Genomic DNA, 22,775 nt, shown 5'->3' on the forward strand with positions numbered 1-22,775 from the left:
TGTGGCGCTTTTGCGAGCAGGCTTGCTCACATTGACGATTCAAGAAACACACTAAGTGGCACGATATAGAAGGTCCACCGGATCAAATTTTCAGATAAGGAATGTTCGATGAGCTCAAGGATCGATTGGCGGCAGGACGTACTGCCGGTCATTAAAATGCTTTTCAATTGGTTGAGGGCTAAACCCAGCAGAAGCCTCATCAGCCTTGGAACACTGTTTTGGGCACCCGGAATACTTGATTACATGGTGTTCACGGCGCAAGTACGGCGCGCATACCTGGATCACGCACCGTGGCCTGTGGTGCCGGACGACATAGGTATCTCAAGAATTATCGGATTGATTTTCATCGGACTGGGCGTCGCAATGATTCTGTTCGAATGGTGGCAGCCCCATTCGGTCAAAGCCCGCCGGTTGAAAAGTCGCAAAGCTCACGGACAGGCTCAACTGCAAACGGCGCTTTATCAGACGTTCGCGTCAATGACTGATGTACCTTTGCAGCGCAGTTTTCAGCAAGCCTGGGGGCCAATCAATGCAGACCCCAAGCAGATTCGTAATGTTCTGGGCACTGACAAGGGCAATTTTGGCAAGGCGGTGGAGCGGTACGTTCGAGGCCTTGCACTGGTCAAAACCGACGGAAACTGGTTTTCAGTGTCTTCATGGACGGTCGCCGGATTCTGGATCTGGTTTGTTTTCATTGTGCTTTCCATAGTTGTATTCGGATCGTGTTTGTTCCTGCTGCTGATGTCTTTCATTTTTGCAGACCCTCCTGTTCTGTCCGTCCATAACCAATGGACATTGGGTGTAATTGGTTTTTTAGTGGGTTATGCAGTTTTCGTCTTCGCAGACTTGATGGCTGAGCACGGAAGTGCGCTCAGACTTGCTCGTATGACGCCATAAGAACCAAGCAATTTCAGGATTCCATCCCGGGGTTTTTTATTGAGGAGGCTGACTTTATCGGCTTCCCAAGGAATCCATTGCTTCGCCTTAATAGGAAGCATTACTATTCACGCCCCTTTCCTCAGCACGCCGCCCATACCCCCATGCGTCCCCGCAGACCCGGCTTTTTCGAGCATTACGAAGAGTTGATCGGCACCTGGACTCGTCGCCTGCGCAATCGCGCGCAGGCCGAGGATCTGGCGCACGACACCTTTGTGCGGGTGCTCGAGTCGGATTCGGCGGCGGTGCAGCAGCCTCGGGCGTATTTGCATCAGACCGCGCGAAATATCGCCGTCGATGGTTATCGGCGCGAGGATCGGCGGGGCGCCATGGAGTCGGAGGCAATCGATCACGGTGCGTCGTCGTCTGGCGACCCGGAGCATTACATGCATGCGATCCAGCTGGCCGATTCCATCGAGCGCGCGCTGTCCGAGCTGCCGGTCAATTGCCGGAAGATTTTTGTCTGGCAGAAGATCGAAGGCCTGACCCAGGCGGAAATCGCCGAACGCCTGGGACTGTCCAAGAACATGGTCGAAAAGTATATGATCCGCACCCTGCGGCATCTGCGTGATCGACTGGACGGGTTGCAATCGTGATGGGGTGTGCCGTTGAAAAGATCGCAGCCTTCGGCAGCTCCTACAGGGTGATCTGTGTGTTTATATTCCCGGCCGGACAGGACATTCCATGATGGATATTCGTGATTGCGCGTGCGGGCAAACAACGGTGCGCGATGATGCGGCGCGCTGGTTTGTGCGTTTGCAGGAGCCGGTCATCAGTGCCGACGAGCAGCAGCGCTTCGACGCCTGGCTGAACGAACATCCGCAACACCGTGACGAATTTCAGTTGCTTCAGGGGCTGTGGACGGCCGCTGATCTACTGCCGGCGCCACGCCTCAAAGCCTTGGTTGAAACTCCACCGGCGCGCCGCGAACGACGTCCGTTGTTACGTTATGCCGTGGCCGCGAGTGTGGTGGCAATGGCGCTCGGCCTCGGTCTGTTCAGCGGTTTGAATCATCCGGGCGGTTACAGCGCCGAGTTCGCCACGGCGTTGGGCGAGCGCAAACACGTGGCGTTGCCGGACGGTTCGGTGATCGATCTGAACAGCCGCAGCCGCTTGCAGGTGCGCTTTGAAAAAGATCGCCGATTGATCGAATTGAGCGAAGGCGAGGCGATGTTCAGCGTTGAACACGACACCTCGCGACCGTTCGTGGTCGAGGCCGGCAGCGGCAAGATCACGGTCACCGGCACACGTTTCGATGTGCGTCGAGACGTGACGCAAACCCGCGTGGCAGTGGAGCAGGGCACGGTGAAAGTGCAGGGACGCAATGCCCCGGACCATCAATTCATCAGTCTGACCGCCGGCCTCGGCAGCTTTATCGATGCACAAGGCAATGTCGCGGCAGCCTATGCGGTCAACCCGGCAGAGCTGACCGCGTGGCGCAGCGGCAAACTGGTGTTCAATAACGCCAGCCTCAGCGAAGTGGCGGCCGAAGTGTCGCGTTATCGCGAGAAACCGTTGACCGTCAGTAACCCCGCCGTGGCCAGCCTGCGCCTGACCAGCGTGTTCAAATCCGACAACACCGAAGCCTTGCTCAAAGCCCTGCCGAGCATCCTGCCGGTGGCTGTTCGCACGCATGCCGATGGCAGTCAGGAAATAATTTCAAAATAAAATTCAGGTTTTTTTCGAGTTCATCGTCTTCCTGTTCAACTGCAACTGGTTTGCATTAACAGCCGCACACTCTTGCGATCCACAGGACTACGTTCGACGTGAAAAACACCACTGCCAACAACAAAAAATCCCCTTGGTTGCCGCTGGCCCTCGCGCTCGCGGTCAATGCTGCGATGCCGCTGGCGTTTGCCGGTGAATCGATTCATATCCGCGCCCAGCCGCTGGGCCAGGCCCTGAGCGAACTGGGCCAGCAAACCTCGCTACAAGTGTTTTTCAGTCCTGATCTGGTCGCCGGCAAACAGGCCCCGGCGGTCGAGGGCGACATCTCGCCGGAGCAGGCGCTGCGCCAGTTGCTGCAAGGCAGCGGCTTGGATTATCAGATCAACGAAGGTTCGGTAACCTTGTCGCCCGCAGCGTCCTCCGCCGCCAGCGACGGCCCGCTGGAACTCGGTGTGACTGACATCAAAGTGGTCGGTAACTGGCTCGGCGATGCCAACGCCGCCGTGGTGCAGAACCACCCTGGCGCGCGTACGGTGATTCGCCGCGAGGCGATGGTCGAGCAGGGCGCGATGAATGTCAGCGACGTGCTCAAGCGTGTGCCGGGCGTGCAGGTGCAGGACTCCAACGGCACCGGCGGCAGCGATATTTCCCTCAACGTCGGCGTGCGTGGCCTGACTTCGCGTCTGTCGCCACGCTCCACCGTGTTGATCGACGGCGTACCTGCCGCATTCGCCCCGTACGGCCAACCGCAATTGTCGATGGCACCGATTTCCTCGGGCAACCTTGACAGCATCGACGTCGTGCGCGGCGCCGGCTCGGTGCGTTACGGGCCGCAGAACGTCGGCGGCGTGATCAACTTTGTGACTCGTGCGATTCCGGAAAAAGCCACCGGTGAGATCGGCACCACGCTGGAAACCACGCAATACGGCGGCTGGAAACACATCGACACTGCGTTTCTCGGTGGCACCGCCGACAACGGCATGGGCGTGGCGCTGTTGTATTCCGGCGTCAACGGCAACGGTTATCGCGAGCGCAACAATGGCAACGACATCGACGACGTGCTGCTCAAGACTCACTGGGCGCCGACTGATCAGGACGATTTTAGCCTCAATTTCCACTACTACGACGCCAGCGCCGACATGCCCGGCGGCCTGACGCAGCAGCAGTACGACAACAAACCGTACGACTCGGTGCGCGACTACGACAACTTCAGCGGGCGCCGCAAAGACGTGTCGTTCAAGTGGATTCGGCAGATCGACGAGCGCACCCAGGCAGAGATTCTGACCTACTACACCGACAGTTTCCGAGGCAGCACCATCGCTGCGCGCGATCAGAAAACCCTCAGTTCCTATCCGCGTTCGTACTACACGCTGGGCATCGAACCACGGGTGTCGCGGGTGTTCGATGTCGGCCCGACCACGCAGGAAGTCAGCGTCGGTTATCGCTACTTGAAAGAAGCCATGCACGAGCAATCGAGCCGTCTGGCGCTGGTCAATAACGAGCCGGTGGTGACCAAGTCTTCTGACGGTCATGTGTTCCAGGATCGCACCGGTGGCACCGAGGCCAACTCGGTTTACATCGACAACAAAATCGACGTCGGCAACTGGACCATCACGCCGGGTGTGCGCTTTGAACACATCAGCACTGACTGGCACGATCGCGCCGTGCTCGACACCGCCGGCAAACGCGTGCCGGAGAAAAACCGCAGCATCGAAAGCAATGAACCGCTGCCGGCGCTGAGCGTGATGTATCACCTGTCGGATGCGTGGAAACTGTTTGCCAACTACGAAACCTCGTTCGGCAGCCTGCAGTATTTCCAGCTGGGTCAGGGCGGTTCGGGTGACAACACCGCCAACGGCCTCGAGCCGGAAAAGGCCAAGACCTACGAGATCGGCACGCGCTACAACGATGACGTGTGGGGCGGTGAAGTGACGCTGTTCTACATCGACTTCGATGACGAACTGCAATACATCAGCAATGACGTCGGCTGGACCAACCTCGGTGCGACCAAGCACCAGGGCCTTGAAGCGTCGGTGCATTACGACATGGCGGCGCTCGATCCGCGTCTGGATGGCCTGACCGCCAACGCCGGTTTCACTTACACCCGCGCGACGTATGAAGGCGAGATTCCGGGCTTCAAGGGCCGTGACCTGCCGTTCTATTCGCGTCAGGTGGCGACCGTCGGCTTGCGTTACGACATCAACCGCTGGACCTACAACATCGACGGTTTCGCTCAGTCGAAACAGCGTTCGCCGGGTACGGGGGTGAATGCCGATGGCAGCTTCAACGGCAACTACATCACCGAAGGCTCGGCGGACGGGCAGTACGGCGACATTCCCGGTTACGTGACCTGGAACGTGCGCGGTGGCTATGACTTCGGACCGCAGGTGTCGAACCTGAAGTTGGGCGCGGGGGTCAAGAACGTCTTCGACAAGCAGTACTTCACGCGTTCCAGCGATAACAATTCGGGGATGTATGTGGGGGCGCCGCGCACTTTCTTTGTGCAGGCTAGCGTCGGTTTCTAACTGATCGTTCCCACGCTCCGCGTGGGAATGCAGCCCGGGACGCTCTGCGTCCAAAAGCGGACGCGGAGCGTCCATTGAGGCATTCCCACGCAGAGCGTGGGAACGATCTCATGTAGGAGCTGCCGCAGGCTCGGGCCGCGATCGGACGATCTTTTGCTTCAGACCTTCAGGACTTTGCCGCCAATGGCCACAGCCACCAACAACAGCGCCATCAAGCCAAAGGCAAAGCTCAAACTGCTGGCATGCGCGACAAACCCGATCACCGCCGGCCCCGCCAGAATCCCCGCATAACCCAACGTGGTAATCGCCGGCACCGCGATGCTTTCCGGCATCACCGTCTGCTTGCCGACCGCCGTATACAACACCGGCACGATGTTCGAACAGCCGGCGCCAACCAGCGCATAACCGACCAGTGCCGCTTCCCAGCTCGGTGCAAAGGTTGCCAGAGACAATCCCGCCGCGGCCAACAGGCCGCCAAACAGAATGATCCGCGTGGCTCCCAACTGGCGGACGATGCGGTCGCCCATCAAGCGTCCCGCCGTCATGGTCAGGGCAAACGCGGCATAACCCAGTCCGGCGTACGCCGTGTCGATCCCTCGCTCCTGCGTCAGAAACACCGCGCTCCAGTCCAGCGCTGCGCCTTCGGTGAGAAAGACGATGAAGCACATGCCGCCGATAAACAGCACGATGCCATGCGGCACCGCAAACGCCGGCCCTGAACTTTCACTGCCGTAGGGCAACATGTGCGGCACGCACTTGAACAGCGCCGCGATCAGCACCACGACCACCACCAGCATTGCCGCCAATGGCGTCAAGCCAAGGCCGAGCAGGGCGCTGACACCGGCCGCGCCGACAATCCCGCCCAGGCTGAACAGACCGTGGAAGCCCGACATCATGTTTTTGCCACTGGCGCGTTCGACGATCACTGCTTGCAGGTTCACCGTCGAATCCACCGTGCCCAGACCTGCGCCGAACATGAACAGCGTGGCGATCAATGCGGGTATTGACGACACCGTCGCCAGCAACGGTAATGCCGCGCAGATCAGCAGCGTGCCGCCCGTTGCAACGCGCCGGCAACCGAAGCGCGTGGCCAGAATCCCCGCCAACGGCATGGCCAGAATCGAACCGACACCGAGGCATAACAACAACAAGCCCAACGTGCCCTCATCAAGTCCGGCGCGGGCCTTGGCATACGGCACCAGCGGCGCCCACGCGGCAATGCCGAGCCCGGCGATGAAAAAGGCGATGCGCGTGGACATCTGTTGCAGGCGTCCGGGGACGAAGGTGGCTTGGGCGTTGAGGCTGGTCATATCGGTCCTTGGCAAAAAACTTCGCGTCCCCGAAGGACAGTGATTCGGCGACGAGGTTCGATCGCTCGTCATTCGAGGAAGCACAGACAACATCGTACCCTGTAGGAGTGAGCCTGCTCGCGATAGCGTCGTGTCAGTCGATATTTTTTGTCTGACACACCGCTATCGCGAGCAGGCTCACTCCTACATTAGATGGCGGTTTACAGTGAGTTTCTTCTGCAACAGGGATAAAGGGTGATGACACAGTTCTACGATGCACGGGGCAATATCTACGGCGTGGTTTCGCCCGCAGCACTGCGTCAGGCGGGCATTGATCTGCCTGCAAAAGCTGCCGAATGTGCGTCCTCCCGCCAGTCCTGGAGCGCAGCGGCCATCAAGCTCTGCTGCGACTGGCCCGAGGGCCAGCGCCCACCGAACAGAAAATCCCACCGCAGCGACGGCCTGCTGATCGGCCCGTTCCAGACCTCGCCGCCGTTCGATGTACTGATCGTCAACACCGACGGTACCCTTGCCGAGCGCAGTGGCAACGGTCTGACGATTTTCTCTCAGGCACTGACCGAACAGGGATTGCTGCCGGAGGCGGGCGCGTTGTTGCGCGTTCATCACGACAAAGGTGAGGCGGTGGCAACCTCGGTGAAACCTGCCGAAGTTGAAGGTGTGCAAGGTTTCTGGCTCGATCTCGGGCAAGCGGATTTCGGGCCGCGTGCGGTGGGTGCGCAGAACGTTGAAAGTATCGATTTCAATGGACGAGAAGTCAGCAGGGTTCAGCCGTTGGCGGCACTTGATCCCGGCTGGGAACACAGCCAATTCGTGCGCATTGGCAATCCGCATTGTGTAACGCTGCTCAGTGACGCAGCGGCGTTGCCAAGGAATGAACAGATGCGTGAATCGCCACTGAGCGAAGGCTTGACCCAAATTGCCTACGCCATACCTGCCGGTGCCGGAGATCCATGCCCGGCAGGCGTCAATCTGCAATGGGCGGTTCGTGAGTCTGCGCAGCGAATCATCGCGCGAGTATTCGAACGCGGCGAAGGGCCGACGGCTTCATCCGGCACCAGCGCCAGTGCGGTGGCCTGTGCGGCATGGCGGGTAGGTTGGGTCGCGGCGGGGGAAGTGCAGGTGGTCATGCCCGGCGGCACGGCACCGATTCTGCTGGAGGAAATCGACGGTGAGCGGGTGCGCGTCAGATTGTTTGGTACGGCGCGGTTGATCGGCTGAATTCGAAACCGCCATCGCTGGCAAGCCAGGCTCCCACAGGGTTTTGTGCTGAACACAAAAACTCGGTATGCCAATAATCCACTGTAGGAGTGAGCCTGCTCGCGATAGCAGGCTACCCTTCAAATCATATGCTGCCTGACTCACCGCAATCGCGAGCAGGCTCACTCCTACAAGGGCTCATAGGTGGACACGAATCATGTGTTCATCCCAAAACCCTGTGGGAGCCTGGCTTGCCAGCGATGGGGCCGGCAAATTCACCTCGTCAGTGAGCCTTGAACAACGTCACCGACACCACCTGATCACCCTGCACCGTCAACCGCAGCAATGCTCGAGGCGATGGCTCATCCTCAAAACACTCAACAATCACCGCATCTGCCGAACTGGCCTGCAACGTCAGCTGCCGCGCATGTTTCAACAGGCGTTTCACCGCAGCACTCACAGGAGTCGGCGCGTGTCCGGCGCGCACCTGTTCACAAAACGCCAACGCCACCTCTCGCGGCGTCGGTGCAGGCGGTGATGCCAGCCCGGCCTCGTCGAACAGCCGATTGAGTTGTTCCGCCGCACTCACCGCCCGAGGAAACCCCGCGAATGCCGAGGCTTGCAACAGCACTTCGGTCATTTCACCGGGCGCCAACCCCGAAGCCAGTCCTGTCTTGAGGTGCACACTCAATGGCGGGCCGACCATGCCTGACGCAACGATTGCGGCAAACGAAACCGCTTCCCTCAAGCGCGGGTCGAGGCCAGGGCGGGCGTGCAAATGCCCATAGACCACGCCAACCGCCAATTCACCCAGCGCGGGCACGGTGTGAAACAGCGCATCGAGGCGTGCGCCGCCGTCGGCTACAAGTTCGGTAAACGTCTGTCGGCCTTCGTGGTACAGCGAGGCCATGGGTGAGGGGGGGTGGTTCATTGGGAAATCCTCAAGAAAATGAGGATGGCGGCTGATCAACTACGCACGAACTTCAGCATGAAGGAGCATCCATCGCAGGGGTTGCCGGCGTCATTGCGACGCCGGTTTCTTCACCTTAGACGAACTCCACCACCGGCATCTGCCGTTTCATCAGCACTTTGCCGCCGCGAATCGAATACAACGGCAAACCCTGACTGCGGATCACCTCATAATCACTGTCCGCCGACAGAATCAGCAGGTTCGCCGGGCGCCCCTGTTCCAGCCCATAACGCTCGCCCAGATGCATCGCTTTGGCGCTGTTGTCGGTGACCAGGTCGAGCGCACTTTGCAGGTTGCGATAGCCGAGCATGTGGCAGATGTGCAGCCCGGCCTCAAGCACCCGCAGGATGTTGCCGTTGCCCAGCGGATACCACGGATCGACGATCGAGTCCTGGCCAAAACACACGTTCATTCCGGCTTCGAGCAACTCGTTCACCCGCGTTACGCCACGGCGTTTCGGGAAGTTGTCGAAGCGTCCTTGCAGGTGAATGCTTTCGGTCGGGCAGGAGACAAAACTGATCCCGGAATGCCCGAGCAGACGGAACAGTTTGGCGCAGTAGGCATTGTCGTAAGAACCCATCGCCGTGGTGTGGCTGGCGGTGACGAGGGCGCCCATGTCGCGGCTGCGGGCTTCTTCGGCGAGCACTTCGAGAAAGCGTGAATGCGGGTCGTCGGTCTCGTCGCAATGCACGTCGACCAGGCAACCGGTGCGCTCGGCCAAGTCCATCAAAAACTTCACCGAACTGACGCCCTGATCGCGGGTGTACTCGAAATGCGGAATCCCGCCGACCACGTCCGCGCCCATGCGGATCGACTCTTCCATCAACTCGCGGCCATTGCGGAACGACTCGATGCCTTCCTGCGGGAACGCGACGATTTGCAGGTCGATGAGGTGACGGCTTTCCTCGCGCACTTCGAGCATCGCTTTCAGCGCGGTGAGTTGCGGGTCAGTGACGTCGACGTGAGTGCGAACATGCTGAATGCCGTGCGCGGCCAGGGTCTGAATGGTTTTTTTGGCGCGGGTCTTGGTGTCTTCTTCGGTGATGGTGACCTTGCGCTCGCCCCAGCATTCGATGCCTTCAAACAGCGTGCCGCTCATGTTCCAGCGTGGTTCGCCGGCGGTGAGGGTGGCGTCGAGGTGAATGTGCGGCTCGACGAAGGGCGGCACCACCAGATTGCCGCCGGCGTCGAGATCATCCGGGCCAAGGGTGGGCGCTTCGGTCTGCCGGGCGATGCTGCGGATCAGGCCGTCTTCAAGGTGCAATTCGTGCAAACCTTCCTGGTTGCGCAAACGGGCGTTGATGATGTGCATCAGGCGAATCCTTTTTTATAGGTCTTGTAGTGGCGCGGCCGCGCTGCGAGCGCCGAGCACGCCGGTGACGATGACATACGTTAACGCGGCAGCGGCGATGCCTACCAGCGGCGCAACCCATGGCGAGCTGAACGCCGCGACCGTGCCGACCGCGTAAGCCCCCAGGCCCGGCCAGTTGAACGCCGGCAGCCGTGCGTCGGCGAGGCGCGGATATCGCCCGCGCCAGCGGTAGAAAAAGTCGGCCATGATCACCCCGCCAATCGGCGGAATCACCGTGCCGAGCAGAATCAGGTACGGCACCAGCATGTCGTACATGCCGAGCAACGCGAGCAGCGTACCGATCACCGCGCCGGCCAAGGTCACGGTCTTGCGCCGACCGGTGCGCAGCAGGTTGCAACCGGCGACGGCGAAGTTGTAGATGGTGTTGTCCTGAGTGCTCCAGATGTTCAACAACAGCATGGCCATCGCGGCCATGGCAAAACCCTGCAACAGCAGCACTTCAACCACGTCGGGTTGTTGATAGACGATGGCACCGTACGCGCCGATCAGCACCATCAGGCCATTGCCGATGAAAAACCCGATCAGGCTGGCCAGCACCGCAACGCGCGCCGAACGCGAGAAACGCGTCCAGTTGGTCGCCTGAGTGGCGCCGCTGACGAAGGTGCCGAACACCAAGGTGATCGCGGTTGACCAGTCCAGCGAACCGCTCGGGACCACGCTGAGCAAGCCTTCGAAACCGCCGACTTTCACCGTCGCCACCCACATCGATAGCATCAGCAGCAACATCATTGCTGGTACGGCGATGTACGAGAGAATTTCCAGTCCGCGATAGCCGACATACGCCGTGGCGCAAAACATCAGGCCGAACAGCACCATCAAACCGAGCACCGTGCCCTCATCGAGATCAAAGTATTTGCCGAGTACCACCGCAGCCGTGGCAGTGCCCCAGGCGTACCAGCCGATTTGAGTGAAACCGAGGATCAGGTCGCTGAGTTTGCTGCCGACTTCGCCGAAGCAGAAGCGTCCCATCAACACCGAATTGAGGCCGCTCTTGAAGGCGATGTAACCGAGACCTGCGGCGTACATACCCAGCAGCAGATTGCCGACGATGATCACCGCCATCATCTCGCCGAAACTGAACGCCACGCCGAGCTTGCCGCCGGCAAACATGGTCGCGGTGAAAAACGTGAAGCCCAGTAACACCATCGCCGTCGAGGCCAGGCCTTTGCGCGCGTGCATGGGGACTTCGCTGAGGGGGTAATCGTTGCCGGGAGCGTTCTGCGTCATGGGGCGGTCCTTGCTGAGAAAGAGAAGACGCGGAGAAGGGTTGCAGTGGTCGTGCCATGTTCCGGTTGGCGCGGGTTATGTATAGACGAGTCGCGTGGATTAGCGCGAAATCGGTGCACCCGAACACACCAAAGCCCAATGTAGGAGCTGCCGAAGGCTGCGATCCTTTGATTTTGTTTTTTAGAAGCAAGATCAAAAGATCGCAGCCTTCGGCAGCTCCTACAGGGGATTTGTGGTGGGTTAGAGGAAACGCATCAGGGCTGCGACGATGGCTTCGGGGGCGTCTTCCTGGACGAGGTGGCCGGCGTTGGGAATCGGGTGGAATTGTGATCCCGGGATCATCTGCTGCAACGCCCGGCCACGCTCGATGGGAATCCACTGATCGTCTTCGCCCCAGAGAATCTGTACCGGGCAGCGGATGCTCGGATACAACGGTTGTGCCTCACGGGTATAGCGCTCATCCATCTGCGCAATCTGTCGATAAAACGCCGCTTGCCCGGGATCGCCCAGCCATGGCTCAACGTAGGGCGCGAGTTCGTCGTCGGGAATCTCCCGATGAATCGCCCCGCGAATGTAGGTCGGCACAATGGCGCGCTGGATGTAATCGGGCAGGCCACTGAACGCCGCTTCATGCTGACGCACATGTTGCACGAACGGCGAGCCCCATGGCGTCAGCGCCACCGGATCGATCAGCGTCAGGCTGCGGTAATCCTTGCCATTGAGCAGGTGCGTGCGCAGCGCCGTGGCACCACCAAAGTCGTGGGCGACGACGTCGGGGCAATCCAGATTCCAGTGATCGAGCAGTTGTGCCAGCAGCACGTTCTGCACACCGAGGGATACATCGGTGTCCGGTTGCGCAGAGCGTCCATAACCGAGCAGATCGAAGTAATGCACGCGGTGCGTGCTGAAGAAGTGCGGGACAATCCGGTGCCACACGTACGACGAAAACGGCGTGCCATGCACGAACACCAGCGGCGGTCCGTCGCCGCGCACGGCGTAACGTACCTGTTGCCCGTTGAAGTCAAAGACCTGATCCAGCAGCCAGTCCGTCATGGGCCTGTCCTCTTGGCGGGTGGGAGCCAAAAAGCATAGGCGTAAAAAAACAGCCGTGAAGGCTGTTCTTGAACCGTCCCCCTGTAGGAGCTGCCGCAGGCTGCGATCTTTTGATCTTGTTTTTTAAAGGGGCCAGATCAAAAGATCGCAGCCTTCGGCAGCTCCTACAGGGGGATTTGCGGGTTATTCGCCGCGATAGATGCAGCCGCTGGTGCACGTCTCGTGAATACGGATCGCGCTCAGTTCCGGCAGCAGTGGCTTCAATTCATTCCAGATGAATTTCGCCAGCACTTCACTGGTCGGGTTTTCCAGGCCAGGAATATCGTTCAGGTAGTTGTGGTCCAGACGCTCGTACAACGGCTTGAAGATCGCCTTGATTTCAGAGAAATCACGGATCCAGCCAGTGTGCGGATCGAGGTCGCCGCTGAGGTGAATCGCCACTTTGAACGAGTGACCGTGCAGACGCCCGCACTTGTGGCCGTCCGGGACGTGCGGCAAGCGGTGGGCGGATTCGAAAGTAAATTCCTTGAAGATTTCCACGGTATTTTCGGCTCTGTTCAGATGGTGTTCGCCGCAGCGATTCGGGCAGGCGGCGAGTTTACCAGCTTGTGTTTGGCCGTGCTGACTAAAGGGTCAGCAAGCGCTCGGCGAGGCGACCATTGGCAGTCAGTTCAAGGAACTCGTCGCCGAGGCGGCGGCTTTCGTCCATCGCCGCGTGCCAGTATTTCTGCCGGCTCGGCGCATCGCCCATGAAGCGTTTGAAGTCATTTCGGTCGGGCAGTTTGCCGTAGGGCAGGCGCGCAAGGTATTCCTTCGAGGGCGCGAGCAACAGCACGTCCTGCAAACGTTGCACCGAGGCCTTGCGCCACGGCAGGGTCTTGTCGAACCAGCCGGGAATCACCCGGTCGGTGAAGTGCGGATAGAGCACGATGCCATCGCCGCTGTAGGGCAGGTCGAGGTGATAATCGAGCAAGCCACCGTCGCGAAAGGTGCCGGCACCAGCGCCCGGCAGATCACGCACGCCTTCCATGACCATCGGGATCGAACCCGAGGCCAACAGTGCCTGACGCAGGTTAGCGGCATTCAGGGCGACGAAACGCGAAGGGAAATCGTTGAGTGCGTTGACCGGTGGCGCCAGGCGCGGATCGTGGATGATCAGTCGCTCGAAGTGCCGCGACAGCCGTGCACGCCCACGCAGGTTATCGGCGATCACCGAACCCAATGCCAGCCCGAGGCGACCGCGATGGTCGTCGGCCAGGCGGCCCTGGCTTTTTACCACCATGATGTTCAGGCGGTAATCGGCGTTGCTGAGGATGCTCGCGTCGCGGCCGTCGAGCAGGTCATTGAGCATGCGCTGCGAGCTCTGACTGATCTCGGCCATGGTCACGCCCTTATTGAAATTCTGCTCGGCATAGAGCTGGCCGAGACGGCGAATCCCTTCAGCGGCATCCGGCAGACAAGCACTCGCAAAACGCCAGGAGCCGACCGACGCACCGATTAGCGAACGCTCGCGTGGTGCGGCCGGCAGCCATTCACCGAACAACGCCAGATCCAGCCCCTGAATCCCCAACGCCTTCGGCCCACCGGCCGCGCCGGGCAGGGTGCCGACGTCGGCGGCGTGCAAGCCTTGCGCGCGAATCCGCGCCATGGCGCGCGGGCCGGCCTTGAGGGTGAGGGCGGGGAACTTGATGTGGATGGCAGTCATACCGGTCTCGATCGTTAGCAAGCGAACAATTATAAGCACATGTTACAAAATCCTGCAGGAGCTGCCGCAGGCTGCGATCTTTTGATTGTTTTTAAAAGACAAGATCAAAAGATCGCAGCCTGCGGCAGCTCCTGCATTGGGCGCGTGGGTGCTGAGCAATGATGGCAATTCAGTTTCAGTTAAGTTCAAATCGCTAAGGTGCCCGCCGTATGCAACACATAAAAATACGGAGACACCCATGAAAACCCTGACTGCCCTGTCCATTGCCTCGATCGTCGGCCTCACCGCCAGCCTCGCCCACGCGCGTGATCTGGGTCCCGATGAAGCCCTGCGTCTGCGTGACGCTGGTACTATCGTGTCCTTCGAGAAGCTCAACGCGACCGCGCTGGCCAGGCACCCGGGCGCGACCATCACCGACACCGAGCTGGAAGAGCAGTACGGCAAGTACATTTACCAGATCGAAGTGCGTGATCGGCAGGGGCTGGAATGGGATCTGGAATTGGACGCGGTCAGCGGGCAAGTGCTCAAGAATCATCAGGATACGTAATGAAGGTTAATGTTCGCGCCACCAGCCGCACTGCGCTGGCGCTTGTGATTTTCTGCTCGGCGGCGCTGGCCCGCGACCTCGGTCCGGACGAAGCGCTCAATCTGCGCAAGCAGGGCGTGATCCTGCCGCTGGAGCAAGTGCTGCAACAAGCCATGGATCGCTACCCTGGCGCGAAACTGCTGGAGGTCGAGCTGGAAGAAAAGCACGACGTCTACATTTATGAAGTCGAGTTGCTGACGGTCGAAGGCGTGGCCCGCGAGCTGCACCTGAGGGCCGATACCGGCGAACTTGTGAAAGACAAGGAAGATTGACCGATGCGTTTGCTTCTGGTGGAAGACCATGTGCCGCTGGCCGACGAATTGCTCGCCGCCCTGCAACGCAAAGGCTACGCAGTCGATTGGCTGGCTGACGGCCGCGACGCGCTGTATCAGGGCCGCAGCGAGCCGTATGACCTGATCATTCTCGACCTTGGCCTGCCCGGCGTACCTGGGCTTGAGGTGCTGGCGCAATGGCGCGCTGGCGGTCTGGCGATCCCGGTGTTGATCCTCACCGCGCGCGATTCCTGGGCCGAGCGCATCGAAGGGCTGAAGGCCGGTGCCGACGATTACCTGACCAAACCGTTCCACCCTGAAGAGTTGCAGTTGCGCATTCAGTCGCTGTTACGCCGCTCCAAGGGCCAGGCCAATCAGCCGACGCTGAAGGCTGCCGGACTGCATCTGGATGAAGGTCGCCAGTGCGTCGTTCGCGATGGCGCCGACATCCAGCTGACCGCTGCCGAATTCCGCCTGCTGCGCTATTTCATGCTGCACCCCGAGCAGATCCTGTCGAAAAGTCACCTCGCCGAACACCTCTACGACGGTGAAACCGAGCGTGACTCCAACGTCCTCGAAGTCCACGTCAATCACCTGCGCCGCAAGCTCGGCAAAAGCGTGATCGAAACCCGTCGCGGCCAAGGTTACCTGTTCGGCGGGCAAGCTTCGTGAGGTCGATCCAGCGCCGCTTGAGCCTGGGGTTGATCAGCGTCATGGTGATCGTCGGCCTGGTGCTGGCGCAAACCAGTTTGTGGCTGTTTGAAATGGGTTTGCAGCGCTACCTCGAAGCCGGGTTGCGCAACGACAGCGAAAGCCTGCTGGTGGCGCTGGTTCGTGGCCCGCAAGGCCTGCAACTGGATGAGCGGCATTTGTCGCCAGCCTATCAGCGGCCGTTTTCCGGGCATTATTTCCGTATCGATTTTGCCGACAGCCATTGGCGTTCGCGCTCGATGTGGGATCAGGATCTGCCGTTACTTGAACATCCCGGATTGCACAGCAACCTGCAACTGGGGCCGGACGGCCAGCAGTTGTTGGTGCTGCGTTCGGACTATCGGCGCCTGGGCCAGTCGATCTCGATCAGCGTCGCGCAGGATTACACGCCGGTTAACGAGAGCTTCCAGCGCATGCGTCAGATCGGCCTCGGCCTGGGTCTGGCGGCTTTGTTGTTGATTCTGTTCTTGCAGCGCTTGACCGTGCGACGCGCCTTGCGCCCACTGGAAAAGGCGCGCGAACAGATCGCGCAATTGCAGCAGGGCCAGCGTTCGCAACTGGACGATCAGGTGCCGGTGGAGCTGGAGCCGTTGGTGGCGCAGATCAACCATTTGCTCGCGCACACCGAAGACAGCCTCAAGCGTTCACGCAATGCCTTGGGCAATCTCGGCCATGCGCTGAAAACGCCGTTGGCGGTGTTGTTGAGTCTGGCCTCCAGCGAGAAACTCGATGCCCACCCCGAGCTGCGCAAATTGCTCAAGGAACAGCTGGAGCAGGTGCAGCAGCGGCTCAATCGTGAACTTAATCGTGCACGTTTGTCCGGTGATGCGCTGCCGGGTGCGCTGTTTGATTGTGATGCCGAGTTGCCGGGGTTGCTGGCGACGCTGAACATGATTCATGGCGAGCATCTGGCGTTGAGTTATGTCGCGCCGGCAGGGCTGCAATTGCCGTGGGATCGGGAGGATTTGCTGGAACTGCTGGGCAACCTGCTGGACAACGCCTGCAAATGGGCGGATGCCGAGGTGCGTTTAAGCGTGATCGAGCGTACGGATGGCTATGCGCTGAGTGTGGAAGATGATGGCCCGGGGATTCCCGAAGAGCAGCGCTCAGAGGTGTTCAGTCGCGGCACGCGGCTGGATGAGCAGACTCACGGGCATGGTCTGGGATTGGGGATTGTGCGCGATATCGTCGACACGTGGGGCGGCACATTGTCGTTGCAGGAAAGCGAGTGGGGCGGCCTGAAAGTGCTGATCAACCTGCCCAAACGCTAACCGCCAAATCACCCCTGTAGGAGCTGCCGCAGGCTGCGATCTTTTGATCTTTAAAGCGAGATCAAAAGATCGCAGCCTCGTTGCACTCGACAGCTCCTACATGTCGTGCATATCGTGTGGGTCAGACGCGGAACTGGTCCATGAGGCTCTGCTGCTGATTCGCCAGGCTGTTCAGCGACTGGCTGACCCGCGCCGATTCATTTGCCTGACCGGACAATGACTCCGTCACATCACGAATCGTCGCCACGTTGTTATTGATCTCTTCGGCCACCGCGCTTTGCTCTTCAGCGGCGCTGGCAATCTGCAGGTTCATGTCGCTGATCACCGTCACCGCATCGCCGATCTGGCGCAGTGCAGTCACCGCCTGGCCAACCTGTTCGACACTGCCCTGGGCCTGACGATGGCTGTTGCCCATCGAACCGACCACATCCTGCGTGCCGCTCTGCAATTGCTCGATCACCTGACGGGTTTCTTCCACCGACTCTTGCGTACGGCGGGCGAGGTTACGGACTTCATCCGCGACCACGGCAAAACCACGTCCGGCTTCACCGGCACGCGCCGCTTCGATCGCGGCGTTGAGCGCCAGCAGGTTGGTCTGCTCGGCAATGGCGCGGATGGTTTCCAGCACCGCGCCGATTTTTTCGCTGTTGGCCGCCAGCCCTTCGACCTGCACCATGGCCGCGCTCATGTCGGCGGCGAGGGTGTCGATACTGGCGGTGGTGCGATCAATCATGGTCAGGCCCTGGCGGGTGGCGCGATCGGCATCCTTGGCGGCTTCGGCTGCTTGCGCGGCACTGCGCGCAACGTCTTGCGCCGTCGCACTCATCTCGTGAGAAGCGGTGGCGACCTGATCGACCTGACGGTATTGCTGCTCCATACCGGCGCTGGTCTGCGCGGCGATGGCCGAGGACTGATCGGCAGTGTTACGGGCATCCTGCACCGAGCGTTTCACCTCGGCGATGATCGGCTGCAACTTGTCGAGGAAACGGTTGAACCAGCCGGCCAACTGGCCGAGTTCGTCCTTTTTGTCATAGGCCAGACGGCGGGTCAGATCGCCTTCGCCACTGGCGATGTCTTCGAGCATGTGCGCCACGCCGAGGATCGGCTTGGTCACGCTGCGCGCCATCAGCCACACCAGCAACAGGCCGATCAATGCGGCCAGCACGCCAAGGCTGAGCTCGATCAACGTGCCGGAATTATTGCTCGCGTCCAGTTGTTGCTTAAGCGCTTCGGCACGGCTGACCAGGACTTTCTCCGGTACATCGAGCAACACGCCCCACGACGGGCCACCCGGAATCGGCTGGAACGGCGACAGCACTTTCAGCTGACCGTTGCTGTGCAGGCTGCTGACACTGCTGCTGGACGCCAGTTTGCTCAGCAGCTCAGCACCGCTGACCTTGTCGACGGCATCCAGACGCTGGCTCAATTTGCTCGCGTCCGGGCTGTACCCGGCGAGCAGGCCGGCAGGGCTGACGATGCTCACGGCGGTCTGGCCGTCATAGAGCTTTTTGCTTGCGCCCTGGCTGATCGCTTGCAGGCTGTTGAGGTTGATGTCGACCGACAGCGAGGCGATGACTTTGCCGTTGACCATCAGCGGGAAGACGATGCTGGTCATCAGCACGTTCTGGCCATCGATCACATAGAAGTACGGTTCGATCACGCACGGCTTGAGCGTCGTGCGCGGGCAGGTGAACCAGGCATTGGCGGCCTGACCGCTGGGGCCGGTGCTGGTGTCGGCCATGTCGCTTTCCGGCAGCGCCATCGAGGTGACTTTGCCCGGGGTCGGTTGCGACCAGTACAGGGCGAAACGGCCCTTATCGTTGCTGCCCAGTTCGGCCTGGCCGGCAAACAGTTCGTCCTTGCCGTCCAGCGCGTTGGCTTCGAATACCAGCGACAGGCCGAGCAAGTCCGGGTTGGCTTGCAGTGCGGACTTGACCTGACGGGTCATGTCTTCGCGCAGGTCGAAGGCATCGAGGAAGCGCTTCTCGGCCTGCTCGCGCAGGAACAGCACCTGCCGCGAGAAACCGTGACCGTATTGATAGGCGTCCATGAATTGCTGACGAATGCCGGCGGCCTGCACTTCGCCTTGCGACTCGATGCGCGCCTGCGCCGACTCGGTGAGCATCTCCATGCTGGAGGCTTTCACCAGTGCGGAACTGTGCTCCATGCGGTACAGCGAAAGACCCACCAACAGGGTCACGATACCGGCCAGGCAGAGGCCGGCGAGCAGGGTGATTTTCCACTGGATGGAAAGTTGTCTGAGCGACATGGAGACGTCCTTATTCGATAAATATCTGAGACTTTGCACTGTAACGGCCGCGTTTCGGCTTTCTTTATCCCTGAAACACAATATGACCAATTGCCGCACTGCTCGATGCGAATACTCTGTTGCACTGCTATTCCTGTGGCGAGGGGGCTTGCCCCCGTTGGGTGACGAAGCCGCCCCCGCGTTCATTCAGCGAAACCTCGTTGTCTGGTTTTACGACTGCTTCGCAGCCGGACGGGGGCAAGCCCCCTCGCCACAGGGGGTGGGTACAGCTTTGGATGTTTTGACAGCGCCGCCACTCTGCGGCACAGTGCGCGCCCTTCTAATAAGACCCTCTTTGCAAATCCGCCGGTAATCCGTTGGCGGACTCATCCTGTCTGGCGGTCGGTTTTCCACCGCAGTGTTTTTTGAGGTAGTGAAATGAATGCAGTCATAGCGGCGGTCGGCGTCATGCTGGTGCTCAGCCTGTCCCGCGTGCACGTGGTGATCGCCCTGATCGTGGGCGCGCTGGTCGGTGGTTTGACCGGTGGCCTGGGCATCGACGCCACGCTCAAGGCGTTCAACAGTGGTCTGGGCGGCGGGGCGACCGTGGCGTTGTCCTACGCGTTGCTCGGCGCTTTCGCCGTGGCGATTGCCAAGTCCGGCCTGGCCCATGCGCTGGCCGACAAGGCCCTGGCGATGGTCGATCGCCAGCATTCGAGCGGCGGCGACAGCGTCAAATGGCTGCTGATCGGTCTGCTGTGGGTGGTGGCGATCGCTTCGCAGAATATTCTGCCGATCCATATCGCCTTCATTCCGCTGCTGGTGCCGCCGCTTTTATATGTACTGACCAAGCTGCAACTCGATCGCCGTTTGATCGCCTGTGTGATGACATTCGGTCTGATCACTCCGTACATGTTCCTCCCGGTAGGCTTCGGTAACATCTTTCTCAATGAGATTTTGTTGGCCAATGTTGCGCGCAGCGGCGTCGACATCAGTGGCATCAATGTCACCCACGCTATGGGCATCCCGGCGTTGGGCATGGTCTTCGGGTTGGCGATGGCGTTCGTCAGCTATCGAAAACGGCGCGTCTACGACCTGGCGAAGATCGAGCAGGTCGAGCAAGTGGCGGTGCAGTACAACCCGATGAGCCTGATGATTGCCGGTGTGGCGATTGCCGCCGCGTTCATTGTGCAACTGTTGCTGGACTCGATGATTATCGGGGCGCTGGTCGGGTTCCTGATCTTCTCGGTGTCGGGCATTGTGAAGTGGCGCGAGACGGATGACCTGTTCACCGAAGGCATGAAGATGATGGCGATGATCGGCTTCATCATGATCGCCGCGTCCGGTTTTGCCGAAGTGATGAAGGCGACCGGAGAGGTGCAGACGCTGGTCGAGTCGTCGGCGTCGTGGATCAATCACAGCAAGGGCATCGGCGCGCTGTTGATGTTGCTGGTCGGGTTGCTGGTGACCATGGGCATCGGTTCGTCGTTTTCCACCGTGCCGATTCTGGCGGCGATTTTTGTGCCGCTGTGCGTGCAACTGGGCTTCAGCCCGATCGCTATCGTGTGCATCGTCGGTACCGCCGGTGCGTTGGGAGACGCCGGTTCACCGGCCTCGGATTCGACCCTCGGCCCGACCTCTGGCTTGAACATCGACGGTCAGCATCACCACATCTGGGACACCGTAGTGCCGACGTTCCTGCATTACAATCTGCCGCTGCTGGCGTTCGGCTGGGTGGCCGCGATGGTGTTGTGATTTAGCCTCTGAAGATCAAAAGATCGCAGCCTTCGGCAGCTCCTACATTGATCTCTGTAGGAACTGCCGAAGGCTGCGATCTTTTTTTGCGGGTTCAACTTTTGCTTTTGCGTGCCGTTAAAGCCTTTAACCACGCCAATAAAACCAAAAGAGTGAGCCCCACAATGCGCCTGAGCCTCAAGGCTAAAGTCCTCTCCCTCGCCGTTCTTCCGGTATTGCTCTTTGCGCTGGTCATCAGTCTGACCACACTGTTCATCCTCCAGGAACAGGCGCACACAGAGGTCGAGCAGACCCGCGAACGCTTGCTCGGCGATGCCAAAGCGACCCTGCAAAGTTACGTCGCCGTCGCCATGACCACGATCAAACCGCTGTACGACGCTGCTGCTCCCGGTGATGCCGAGGCGCGCGCGCAGGCGATCAAATTGCTCTCGGGCATTCGTTACGGCAAGGACGGTTACTTCTTCGGCTACGACTCCGAGACCGTGCGCCTGTTCAAGGCCAACGACCCCGAAGGCGTGGGCAAAAGCTTCAAGGACAATCGCGACCCGAACGGCGTCTACGTCAACCGTGGTCTGGTAAGTGTGGCGAAGGACGGCACGCACTATCTGCAATACAGCTCGCCGCTGCCGGGCAATGCGCAGGTGTTGGTGCCGAAACTCGGCTACACCGAATACCTGGCCAAGTGGGACATGGCGGTCGGTACGTCGGTCAACCTCGATGGCATCGAAGCGCAAGTGGCGCTGGTTGAAGCGCAGGTGCAGGAACGCATGCAAGGCGTGGTGCTGAGCATCGTTGGCGTGGCGGTGGTGGTGCTGCTGGTGATTGCGGCGGCGGGGATGTTGCTGGCCAATACCATTTTACGTCCGCTGAATTTGATGAAGGCCAACCTTGACGACATCGCGGCGGGTGAGGGCGACCTCACGCGTCGGCTGAACATCACCAGCCAGGATGAACTCGGTGAACTGGCCGGCTCGTTCAACCGTTTCGTCGACAAGATCCATGGCCTGGTGCGGCAGATCACCGAGATGACCACGCAACTGACTGGTCTGGTCACCCAGGTGTCCGATCAGGCCCAGCGTTCGGATCAGGCAATGGAACGTCAGCGTCACGAGACCGATCAGGTCGCCACGGCGATCAACGAAATGTCCGCCGCCGCGCAGGAAGTGGCGAAGAGCGCGCAGAACGCCGCCGTCGCCGCCCAGCAGACCGATGAAGAAGGCCAGAGCGCCAAGCGCGTGGTGGCTGGCAGCATCAAGCAGATTCATGCGCTGGTCGATGACATCCGCAGCAGCGGCGTGTCGCTCGACAGTCTGCAGCAGGACGTGACGTCGATTGTCGGCGTGCTTGGGGTGATTCGCTCGATTGCCGAGCAGACCAACCTGCTGGCATTGAACGCGGCGATCGAGGCAGCGCGCGCCGGTGAGGCCGGTCGCGGGTTTGCCGTGGTGGCGGATGAAGTGCGCGCGTTGGCCAGTCGCACGCAGATCAGCACCCAGGAAATTCAGGGGATGATCGATCGCTTGCAGGCGGGCACCCAGCAGGCGGTCGAGGCGATGCGTCGTTCCAGCGAGGCCGGTGACGGCACTTCGCAACAGGCCAATCAGGCCGGTGCTTCGCTGGATGCGATGGCCGAGCTGATTGCGACGATCAACTCGATGAACGCGCAGATCGCCAGTGCGGCCGAGGAACAAACGGCGGTGGCCGAAGAGATCAACCGCAGCGTGCATCAGATCGCGGTGGCGGTGGATAACGTTGCCGATGAAACCCAGTTGGGTGCACAGACATCGCGCAGCCTCGCAGACCTCGGCCAGCGCCTGGGCAAACTGGTCGGCCAGTTCCGCATCTGACAGCCTGAAAAGCCCCTCACCCTAGCCCTCTCCCAGAGGGAGAGGGGACTGATTGGGGGATGCTGTGGAACTCCGCCGACCTGAAGCAGCTTTACCGAATCCATAATCGACTCAATCTTTCA

19 protein-coding genes and 2 pseudogenes are annotated in these 22,775 nt (G+C 60.3%); 12 read left to right on the forward strand and 9 right to left on the reverse strand.

Annotated features, from left to right (window positions below; translation table 11 throughout):
- Nucleotides 1-108: 108 nt before the first annotated feature.
- The 4 genes from ACIPZE_RS02665 to ACIPZE_RS02680 all read left to right on the forward strand — a co-directional run bounded on the left by ACIPZE_RS02665 (nt 109) and on the right by ACIPZE_RS02680 (nt 5,129).
- Nucleotides 109-897, forward strand: a complete 789-nt coding sequence (locus ACIPZE_RS02665; RefSeq protein WP_400771157.1) for a hypothetical protein — start codon at nt 109-111, stop codon at nt 895-897.
- Nucleotides 898-1,040: 143 nt separating this feature from the next.
- Complete coding sequence (locus ACIPZE_RS02670) at nt 1,041-1,532, forward strand: sigma-70 family RNA polymerase sigma factor (protein WP_129391738.1); 492 nt, start codon at nt 1,041-1,043, stop codon at nt 1,530-1,532.
- A gap of 88 nt (nt 1,533-1,620) precedes the next feature.
- Entirely contained in the window at nt 1,621-2,604 is a 984-nt protein-coding gene (locus tag ACIPZE_RS02675; RefSeq protein ID WP_400771159.1) for a FecR family protein, read from the forward strand.
- A 98-nt stretch (nt 2,605-2,702) separates the two neighbouring features.
- Nucleotides 2,703-5,129 carry a TonB-dependent siderophore receptor gene (locus ACIPZE_RS02680; protein WP_400771161.1) on the forward strand — a complete coding sequence of 809 codons (2,427 nt, stop codon included), beginning with the start codon at nt 2,703-2,705 and terminating at the stop codon, nt 5,127-5,129.
- Nucleotides 5,130-5,287: 158 nt separating this feature from the next.
- Here ACIPZE_RS02680 and ACIPZE_RS02685 read toward each other — a convergent pair whose 3' ends face one another.
- A complete protein-coding gene (locus tag ACIPZE_RS02685; protein ID WP_400771163.1) occupies nt 5,288-6,439 on the reverse strand; it encodes an MFS transporter in 1,152 nt (383 codons plus the stop codon).
- A 237-nt stretch (nt 6,440-6,676) separates the two neighbouring features.
- Here ACIPZE_RS02685 and ACIPZE_RS02690 point away from each other — a divergent pair, with 237 nt between their 5' ends.
- Nucleotides 6,677-7,657 carry a diaminopimelate epimerase gene (locus tag ACIPZE_RS02690; protein WP_400771166.1) on the forward strand — a complete coding sequence of 327 codons (981 nt, stop codon included), beginning with the start codon at nt 6,677-6,679 and terminating at the stop codon, nt 7,655-7,657.
- Between the two features lie 262 nt (nt 7,658-7,919).
- Here ACIPZE_RS02690 and ACIPZE_RS02695 read toward each other — a convergent pair whose 3' ends face one another.
- From ACIPZE_RS02695 to ACIPZE_RS02720, 6 genes are all read right to left on the reverse strand, one after another.
- Entirely contained in the window at nt 7,920-8,567 is a 648-nt protein-coding gene (locus ACIPZE_RS02695) for a carboxymuconolactone decarboxylase family protein (protein WP_400771167.1), read from the reverse strand.
- Between the two features lie 115 nt (nt 8,568-8,682).
- On the reverse strand, nt 8,683-9,918 hold the full coding sequence (gene codA, locus ACIPZE_RS02700; protein ID WP_400771170.1) for a cytosine deaminase: 1,236 nt from the start codon (nt 9,916-9,918) through the stop codon (nt 8,683-8,685).
- Nucleotides 9,919-9,933: 15 nt separating this feature from the next.
- The gene (codB, locus tag ACIPZE_RS02705) at nt 9,934-11,205 is read right to left on the reverse strand and encodes a cytosine permease (protein ID WP_400771172.1); all 1,272 of its coding nucleotides are present in this window, start codon (nt 11,203-11,205) and stop codon (nt 9,934-9,936) included.
- Between the two features lie 240 nt (nt 11,206-11,445).
- Complete coding sequence (locus tag ACIPZE_RS02710; RefSeq protein ID WP_400771175.1) at nt 11,446-12,258, reverse strand: alpha/beta fold hydrolase; 813 nt, start codon at nt 12,256-12,258, stop codon at nt 11,446-11,448.
- A 183-nt stretch (nt 12,259-12,441) separates the two neighbouring features.
- Nucleotides 12,442-12,798, reverse strand: coding sequence for a 6-carboxytetrahydropterin synthase QueD (queD, locus tag ACIPZE_RS02715; protein WP_007955941.1), 357 nt, complete (start codon nt 12,796-12,798; stop codon nt 12,442-12,444).
- 85 nt (nt 12,799-12,883) lie between these two features.
- Nucleotides 12,884-13,963 carry a patatin-like phospholipase family protein gene (locus ACIPZE_RS02720; protein ID WP_400771177.1) on the reverse strand — a complete coding sequence of 360 codons (1,080 nt, stop codon included), beginning with the start codon at nt 13,961-13,963 and terminating at the stop codon, nt 12,884-12,886.
- 238 nt (nt 13,964-14,201) lie between these two features.
- On the opposite strand from ACIPZE_RS02720, the gene ACIPZE_RS02725 reads away from it, so the two are divergent.
- Genes ACIPZE_RS02725 through ACIPZE_RS02740 form a run of 4 tightly spaced genes read left to right on the forward strand, consistent with a single transcriptional unit; the run spans nt 14,202 to nt 16,803 of the window.
- Nucleotides 14,202-14,510 (forward strand): PepSY domain-containing protein, encoded by a 309-nt coding sequence (locus tag ACIPZE_RS02725; protein ID WP_129391765.1) that lies wholly within the window; start codon nt 14,202-14,204, stop codon nt 14,508-14,510.
- On the forward strand, nt 14,510-14,821 hold the full coding sequence (locus ACIPZE_RS02730) for a PepSY domain-containing protein (RefSeq protein ID WP_129391768.1): 312 nt from the start codon (nt 14,510-14,512) through the stop codon (nt 14,819-14,821). Before ACIPZE_RS02725 ends, ACIPZE_RS02730 begins: the two co-directional genes overlap by 1 nt.
- Nucleotides 14,822-14,824: 3 nt before the next feature.
- Nucleotides 14,825-15,493, forward strand: coding sequence for a response regulator transcription factor (locus ACIPZE_RS02735; protein ID WP_400771181.1), 669 nt, complete (start codon nt 14,825-14,827; stop codon nt 15,491-15,493).
- The gene (locus tag ACIPZE_RS02740) at nt 15,490-16,803 is read left to right on the forward strand and encodes a sensor histidine kinase (RefSeq protein WP_400771184.1); all 1,314 of its coding nucleotides are present in this window, start codon (nt 15,490-15,492) and stop codon (nt 16,801-16,803) included. Before ACIPZE_RS02735 ends, ACIPZE_RS02740 begins: the two co-directional genes overlap by 4 nt.
- 121 nt (nt 16,804-16,924) lie before the next feature.
- Here ACIPZE_RS02740 and ACIPZE_RS02745 read toward each other — a convergent pair whose 3' ends face one another.
- The gene (locus ACIPZE_RS02745) at nt 16,925-17,680 is read right to left on the reverse strand and encodes a methyl-accepting chemotaxis protein (protein WP_400771507.1); all 756 of its coding nucleotides are present in this window, start codon (nt 17,678-17,680) and stop codon (nt 16,925-16,927) included.
- 102 nt (nt 17,681-17,782) lie between these two features.
- A pseudogene (locus tag ACIPZE_RS02750) lies at nt 17,783-19,258 on the reverse strand (HAMP domain-containing protein); the annotation flags it as partial.
- Between the two features lie 231 nt (nt 19,259-19,489).
- On the opposite strand from ACIPZE_RS02750, the gene ACIPZE_RS02755 reads away from it, so the two are divergent.
- From ACIPZE_RS02755 to ACIPZE_RS02765, 3 genes and pseudogenes are all read left to right on the forward strand, one after another.
- Nucleotides 19,490-20,806 carry a Na+/H+ antiporter family protein gene (locus ACIPZE_RS02755; protein WP_129391781.1) on the forward strand — a complete coding sequence of 439 codons (1,317 nt, stop codon included), beginning with the start codon at nt 19,490-19,492 and terminating at the stop codon, nt 20,804-20,806.
- Nucleotides 20,807-20,970: 164 nt separating this feature from the next.
- Nucleotides 20,971-21,795 (forward strand): annotated as a pseudogene (locus ACIPZE_RS02760) (cache domain-containing protein); the annotation flags it as partial.
- Between the two features lie 102 nt (nt 21,796-21,897).
- Nucleotides 21,898-22,653, forward strand: a complete 756-nt coding sequence (locus ACIPZE_RS02765) for a methyl-accepting chemotaxis protein (protein ID WP_400771510.1) — start codon at nt 21,898-21,900, stop codon at nt 22,651-22,653.
- The last annotated feature ends 122 nt before the right edge of the window (nt 22,654-22,775 follow it).

The sequence above is a fragment of the Pseudomonas sp. NPDC089741 genome, assembly GCF_044748825.1.
GTDB lineage: Bacteria > Pseudomonadota > Gammaproteobacteria > Pseudomonadales > Pseudomonadaceae > Aquipseudomonas > Aquipseudomonas helmanticensis.